Annotated in this window: 4 protein-coding genes and 1 pseudogene; 4 read left to right on the forward strand and 1 reads right to left on the reverse strand. The window is 61.8% G+C overall.

The annotated features are described in order from the left end of the window. From RWT78_RS28555 to RWT78_RS28570, 4 genes and pseudogenes are all read left to right on the forward strand, one after another. Positions 1–314, forward strand: a pseudogene (locus RWT78_RS28555) (ABC transporter ATP-binding protein); the annotation flags it as partial. After that, positions 311–1,216, forward strand: coding sequence for an ABC transporter permease (locus tag RWT78_RS28560; RefSeq protein ID WP_314682711.1), 906 nt, complete (start codon positions 311–313; stop codon positions 1,214–1,216). The pseudogene RWT78_RS28555 and the gene RWT78_RS28560, both read left to right, overlap by 4 nt. Then, complete coding sequence (locus tag RWT78_RS28565) at positions 1,213–2,283, forward strand: 2-oxoglutarate and iron-dependent oxygenase domain-containing protein (RefSeq protein WP_314682713.1); 1,071 nt, start codon at positions 1,213–1,215, stop codon at positions 2,281–2,283. Before RWT78_RS28560 ends, RWT78_RS28565 begins: the two co-directional genes overlap by 4 nt. A gap of 47 nt (positions 2,284–2,330) precedes the next feature. Beyond that, positions 2,331–2,975 (forward strand): GntR family transcriptional regulator, encoded by a 645-nt coding sequence (locus tag RWT78_RS28570; RefSeq protein WP_003942323.1) that lies wholly within the window; start codon positions 2,331–2,333, stop codon positions 2,973–2,975. Between the two features lie 4 nt (positions 2,976–2,979). Here the strand turns inward: RWT78_RS28570 and RWT78_RS28575 are convergent, their stop codons facing one another. Beyond that, positions 2,980–3,756: a lipase gene (locus RWT78_RS28575; RefSeq protein WP_314682716.1), complete on the reverse strand. Its 777-nt coding sequence runs from the start codon at positions 3,754–3,756 to the stop codon at positions 2,980–2,982. Between the last annotated feature and the right edge of the window lie 129 nt (positions 3,757–3,885).

The following is a 3,885-nucleotide window of genomic DNA, read 5'->3' on the forward strand; positions in this document are numbered from 1 at the left end:
CCCTCGCACCTGCTGTGATGCTGCTCGACGAACCTTTCGGTGCTCTCGACGAGATGACACGACTGGAGATGCAGGTAGAGCTGCAAAGGCTCTACACCGACAAGGGGTTCACCTCGATGTTCATCACGCACTCGGTATCCGAGGCCGTGTACCTCGCAAACAAGGTGGTCGTCATGACCGCCCGGCCCGGACGAATCCATTCGGTCGTGGACATCGATTTCCCGTACCCGCGTAGCCCGGAACTGCGCTACGACGCCCGATACACCGAACACGTCGCCGAGATCTCGGCCAGTCTCCATGGGAGCTCACGATGACCGAAGTCCTTGCAGTGCAACAGGGCACCACCGCACGCAATTCCGCCGTTCGCACTGATTCTGCGACCGCTGCGCGAGCACAGTCACAGCCCGGACGGCCCTCTCGAATGAGAGCGCTCGGCACCTTCCTGCTCTATCCGCTGCTCTCACTTTCCGGCGCGGTCGCAGCGTGGTCGATCGTCAGCTACCTCGTTCTCTCCCCGGAACGTCGATTTCTCCTTCCGCCGCCGAGTCAAGTACTGACAAAGTCGCTACTCGACTGGAAGCACCTCTCGCCCATGCTCGAAGCCCTCGCAGTGACGGCACAGGTAGCACTGGTCGGCTTCGTGGTCGCGGTGGCAGTCGGCGTCGGAACCGGCGTGCTGATGAGCCAGGCCAAGTGGATCGAGCGGATCGTCTATCCCTATGCCGTTGTGCTGCAGGTCATTCCCATCCTCGCCATCGTCCCCCTCATCGGGCTCTGGTTCGGCTACGGCATGACCGCGCGCACCCTGGTGTGCGTTCTCATCGCAGCCTTCCCGATCATCACCAACACACACTTCGGATTGCAATCGGTCGATCGCGGACTGCACGAACTCTTCACCCTCGGCCGCGCCTCGCGTTGGGATCGACTTGTGAAACTCGAACTGCGAGCGGCAATGCCGGCTATTCTCACCGGCATCCGCACCGCCTCCGGCCTTGTTGTCGTCGGTGCCATCATCGGCGACATGTTCTTCGCCAAAGGACAACCCGGGATCGGAACGCTGCTCGACGTCTACCGAAGCCGCCTTCAGTCCGAGGATCTGATCGCCGCGATCGTGATCGCGTCGGTGTTCGGTGTCCTCGTCTTCTCTGCCTTTGGATTCCTCTCACGTGTGCTCGTCGGTAAGTGGCACACGTCCGGCCGCAAGGACTTTAAATGACCCACGAACCTCCTGTCTTCGAAATCCCTACGATCGATATCAGCCCGTACCTCCGCTGCGAGGCATCGGCTGCAAACGCCACCAACAGCACTGCCTGTGCGGAAGTGGCCGCTCAACTCGATCGCGCGTGCCGGGAGGTCGGATTCATACAGATTGTCGGACACAGCATTCCACGATCGGCGACCGCCGGTCTGGCCGACGCTCTCGACGAGTTCTTCGCTCTCCCACTGACGGTGAAGAACAACTATCGCCGTCCCTCGTCCGAGAACCGCGGCTACTCGCCACCGAAATCGGAATCACTCAGCATGAGCTTGGGCGTCGCCGCTGCGAACCAGATGAACGATTTCTACGAAGCAATAGTCGTGGGCACAGAGGTGAGCGACTATCCGGGCGTCGACCTACCCGAGTCCAGCTACGCCGCCAACACCTGGCCCGTGGCCGCGCCCGGATTCCGACCAGCAATCGAAGAGTATTTCCGTCATGCCCAAGGCTTGGCACGAATCCTGATGTGCGCCTTTACCGACGCTCTCGGATTGCAGCCCGGGTACTTCGATTCGATGCTCGACCATTCGATCGACGCGATGAAGATGAACAACTACGCACTGCCCGAGGGCGAGATCCGCGTCTCCGGCGACATGACGGGAATGGGCGCTCACACCGACTTCGGAATCTTGACCATCCTGTGGGCAGATCAAGTTCCGGGCCTTCAAGTTCTGAGTGCCGATGGCGTATGGCACGACGTCCAACCTGCCGACGGCGCACTCTTGATCAACCTCGGCGACGCGATGGCACGCTGGACGAACGACCGATGGCGCTCGACAGTGCACCGAGTCGACCCACCTATCGTCGATGGTCAGATCATCCGACGTCGCTCTGCCGCATTCTTTTTCGACGGGAACTACGACGCCGTCATCGAAGCACTGCCAGGGACTCTCACACCGGGCGAAGTGGGATACCCGCCGATCACGATCGCTGAGAACATCGCGGCCAAAGTGGCCGGACTGAAAGGCGCGACGGCGCCCGACGTCGACAGTCGCAGCGCTGACCGGGTGCGCGCCGGTGGATAACGCTCCCGGGTACCGTCGACATCGTGCAGGATCGAAGTGAGGACAAGATGACCACCACCGAACGAGCATTGCTCACCGAGTCCGTGCACGAGACGCTTCGCGAACTGATCTTTTCGGGCGAGCTGGCGCCGGGGACACCACTGAGTGTTCCCGCGCTGGCGAGCAAGCTCAATGTCAGTCGAACGCCGGTCCGCGAGGCCGTGCAGCAGTTGATCTACGAGGGCATCGCCGTCCACACACGGAACGCGGGTGCAAAAGTCGATTCGCTGGACGCGGAGTCTCTGCGCGCGGTCTTCGAGGTGCGTGAGGTACTCGACGGTCTCGCGGCGTTCAACGCGACGGCCAATGCCACGCACGAAACCGTGTCACAGCTGAACAAGATGGTGCAGGTGCAACGCGAACTTCTCGAGAGCTCGCCGGATCAGCGTCGGGATTCGAAGCTCGACCTCGAGTTCCACACCTTGATTCGTGAGACTGCATGCAATCACCCGCTCAGCGAAGCCCTGCATCGTCTGGATGGACAGTCACATCTCTACCGTTCGGACATGTGGAGCCTCGAGCTCAATCGGCGGATCGCCGTCACTGAGCACGCACGTATAGTCGCGGCCATCGAATCGGGTGACGCCTTGGGGGCGAGAACTGCCGCGAGCGCACACGTAGCCGGGCTACTCGTCCGAACAACCCGGACCTGAAGCTTTACCGAAATGACGGAAACAGCGTGTCAGGCCAGGTGATGTCGCCGTCGTTCTCGTCCACGAACGTACCGACACAGTCGCGCCCCAAAGCGCTGATCGCTCCCGAGATGACCTCTGGATGCTCGAGCTCGGTGAGATGGTCTCCTCCGGTTCCGGCCCCGGGAACGCCATCGACGTACACCCGGCACTGGCCCCCGTCCAACCGACCGTCCGCCCACTCGCCCGAACTCTGCACCACCGAATAGTAGGCAGATCCAGGAGTGTCCTCACCGGCATTGAGCTTGGTGAGAACTTCGGAGAACATGCAGGTGTCGTAACCGTCGGCAGGGCCTTGTACGCAGCCACCGGGGCTACCGTACTGCGGCCCACCGATAGCGACGAATGAATCCACTACTTCGGAGCCACCGAGGAACTTCGCGTAGTACCGGGAGCTCAGTCCACCCGCACTGTGCGCGATCACCCCGACGGAGTCAGCGCCGGCAGCGTAGGAGCGAATCGAATCGGCAATCAGCTCGGCGTCGGCCGCAATCATCTTGCCGGGTGCGTCGACGAAGTGTGTCTCGTAGCCCGCAGCGCTCAGTGCCTCGTCGAGGGCGCGGTAGGTCGCCTGGTGCATTTCTCCCGAGTTGTAGAGCTGCTGCCCCGGAACGATGAAGACCACGCGCTTCGCATCGGTGATCCGCCCACCGGCGGCAGCGCTTCCTGCCGAGAACGCCAGAGCGGTGGTCACCAGCGAAGTAGTCACCGCCATCGCCAAAAGAATCTTCGAGAGTCGCACGTCGCCACCCTACGACGGCTGCGCACAAAAAGGACCGCCGCACTGGAATCCAGTGCGGCGGTCCTTTTCTAGTAGCGGGGACAGGATTTGAACCTGCGACCTCTGGGTTATGAGCCCAGCGAGCTACCG

This window comes from uncultured Rhodococcus sp. (assembly GCF_963525155.1).
Lineage (GTDB): Bacteria > Actinomycetota > Actinomycetes > Mycobacteriales > Mycobacteriaceae > Rhodococcus_F > Rhodococcus_F qingshengii.

What these genes read in the sequence shown, in the direction of transcription:
- RWT78_RS28560 (WP_314682711.1), top strand. Translation starts at nt 311, where the DNA reads ATGACCGAAGTCCTTGCAGTGCAACAGGGCACCACCGCACGCAATTCC.
- RWT78_RS28565 (WP_314682713.1), top strand. Translation starts at nt 1,213, where the DNA reads ATGACCCACGAACCTCCTGTCTTCGAAATCCCTACGATCGATATCAGC.
- RWT78_RS28570 (WP_003942323.1), top strand. Translation starts at nt 2,331, where the DNA reads ATGACCACCACCGAACGAGCATTGCTCACCGAGTCCGTGCACGAGACG.